General features: G+C 67.8%; 4 protein-coding genes. 2 read left to right on the top strand and 2 right to left on the bottom strand.

Going from position 1 to position 2293, the window contains the following annotated elements:
* Positions 1–525, top strand: a 525-nt coding sequence (locus VGH85_13590; GenBank protein ID HEY2174835.1) for a GNAT family N-acetyltransferase, incomplete at its 5' end; no start/stop codon positions are given.
* Positions 526–536: 11 nt separating this feature from the next.
* Here the strand turns inward: VGH85_13590 and VGH85_13595 are convergent.
* On the bottom strand, positions 537–1175 hold the full coding sequence (locus VGH85_13595; protein ID HEY2174836.1) for a cation transporter: 639 nt from the start codon (positions 1173–1175) through the stop codon (positions 537–539).
* Positions 1176–1179: 4 nt separating this feature from the next.
* Positions 1180–1536: a metalloregulator ArsR/SmtB family transcription factor gene (locus VGH85_13600; GenBank protein HEY2174837.1), complete on the bottom strand. Its 357-nt coding sequence runs from the start codon at positions 1534–1536 to the stop codon at positions 1180–1182.
* Between the two features lie 85 nt (positions 1537–1621).
* Here VGH85_13600 and arsM point away from each other — a divergent pair.
* The coding region (arsM, locus tag VGH85_13605) for an arsenite methyltransferase (protein HEY2174838.1) at positions 1622–2293 on the top strand (672 nt) is incomplete at its 3' end.

Genomic DNA, 2293 nt, shown 5'->3' on the forward strand with positions numbered 1-2293 from the left:
TCCTTCGCGGACCTGCTCGAGCGCAACGACGGGGTCTTCGGTGGTTGCTGGTGTCTCGGGTTTCACCCGGAGCGCCGCCAGCGGGGAATCAGCCGTCGCGAGGTCAAGGAGGAGCGCGTTCGAACCGATCGTGCGCACGCCGCGCTCGCCTTCGACGAGGACGGCGCGGCACAGGGGTGGTGCCAGTACGGCAGCCCCGAGGAGCTCCCCGGCATCAAGCACCTGCGCGAATACGAGAAGGACGCGCCGGCGTGGCCGGATTGGCGGATCACCTGCTTCTACGTCGACAAGAAGCATCGTGGTCAGGGTGTGGCACGTGCGGCGCTGGGTGGCGCGCTCGACCAGATATCCCATGCCGGCGGCGGTCTCGTCGAAGCGATCCCCGAGGTGACCGCCGGCCGCGAGACGCCGGGCCGTTTTCTGTTCAGCGCGACGGTCGAGCTCTTCGAGGACCACGGATTCACCCGTGGCCGGCAGGTGGGCAAGCACGCCTGGATCGTGAGCCGGGTGCTCGATCCGACCTAGGACTGGATGCGTCAACAGCAGTCGTCGCCACGCCAGCTCTCGCGGCCTTCCCGCACAGCCCATGCAGCCAAGAGCAGGGCGACAGCCGGATCGAGCCAGGCCCACCCGAGGACAGCGGTGGCGGCCAGCCCGAGGAGAACCGCGCCGGCCTGCCCGGCGCACATCAGATTCTGAACTCCTTCGCCCGCGGTGGCACCAGATCCGAGCCTGCGGCCGAGACGCCGCTTGGCTATCCCGAGACCGGGCATGACGAGCAGGCTTGCAGTGGTGACGGCGATTCCCAGCCAACTGGTTTCTGTTGCGTGCCCGAACACCAAGTCGCGGAATGCCTCGATCGCGAGGTACGGAGCGAGAAGGAAGAAGGAGATCGCGACGGCCTTCCGGGCACGTCCTTCGGCCGTGTCGGACAGGGTGCGGGAGCCGGTAAAGCGCCAGATGACGATGACTGAGGCCAGGCCCTCGATGACCGAGCCCAGCGCCCAGCCGACCAGCGAGATCGACCCTGCGGTGATCCCGGCAACGAGGCCCAGTACGCCCTCGGCGGTCATCCACGCCAGTGACAGCCACGCTAACCCGCGGGCTAGCCGGGCAGATCGAAGCCATGCGCCGGATCGCGACGTACCCAGAGGACCGACGTCCGCTGTTGACATCGTGCTAGGTCGTCGGGCGTCGGAGGGTGTCGGCGAGCACGCTGAGCGTGTCGTCCACAACGCGGTAGTAGGCCCACTTACCGCGCTGCTCGCGGGTGAGCAGACCGGCGTCGACCAGCTGCTTAAGGTGATGGGACACCGTGGGCTGGGACAGATTGACCGGGGCGGTGAGGTCACAGACGCACGCCTCCGCGTCTGCGTGCGCCGCGATCAGGGACAGCAGGCGGACCCGGGTCGGATCGCCGAGGGCCTTGAAGATGTGGGCCAGCTGCTCGGCGGCGGCCTGGTCGAGCACGCCACCGGTGACCGGGCTGCAGCAGGTGGCGAGGTCGGATTCGAGCAGCGGCAGCGCGGATGGCATGGCTCAAGTGTGGCACACGCATTGACATTCGTCGATGTATCGACCACAGTCGATGTATCGAGCTTGGTCTATCCGAGGAGTGGTCGTGACGGACGTGGAGATGCGCGAGCAGGTGCGGCAGCGGTACGCAGCCGCGGCGACGAAGGCCGAGTCGTGTTGTTCGACGGGGTCGTGCGCGCCGGAGTCGGTGCAGGTCGACGGATCGTTCGGTGCCGGTCTCTATTCCGCGGCGGAGCAGGAGGAAGTGCCGGCGGAGGCGCTGGCGGCCAGTCTGGGTTGCGGTAACCCGATGGCGATTGCCGACCTGCGGGCCGGCGAGCGGGTGCTCGATCTGGGATCCGGTGGCGGCATCGATGTGTTGCTGTCGGCAAAGAGGGTCGGCCCGCGCGGATTCGCCTACGGCGTGGACATGACTGACGAGATGCTCGAGCTCGCCCGCGCGAATGCGGTGATGGCGGGCGCGGCCAACGTCGAGTTCGTCAAAGGAACGATCGAGGATGTACCGCTGCCCGACGCCGCCGTCGACGTGGTGATCTCCAACTGCGTGGTCAACCTGTCGGTCGACAAGCCGGCGGTTCTTGCCGAGATGTACCGGGTTCTTTCCCCGGGCGGTCGGATCGGGATCTCCGACGTCGTCGCCGAGGATCACCTCACCCCCGCGGACCGGGCCGAGCGGGGCTCTTATGTCGGCTGTATCGCCGGTGCACTGTCCCGACGCGAATACCTGGACGGGCTGGCCGCGGTCGGCTTCGTCGAC

The sequence above is a fragment of the Mycobacteriales bacterium genome (genome assembly GCA_036497565.1).
GTDB lineage: Bacteria > Actinomycetota > Actinomycetes > Mycobacteriales > QHCD01 > DASXJE01.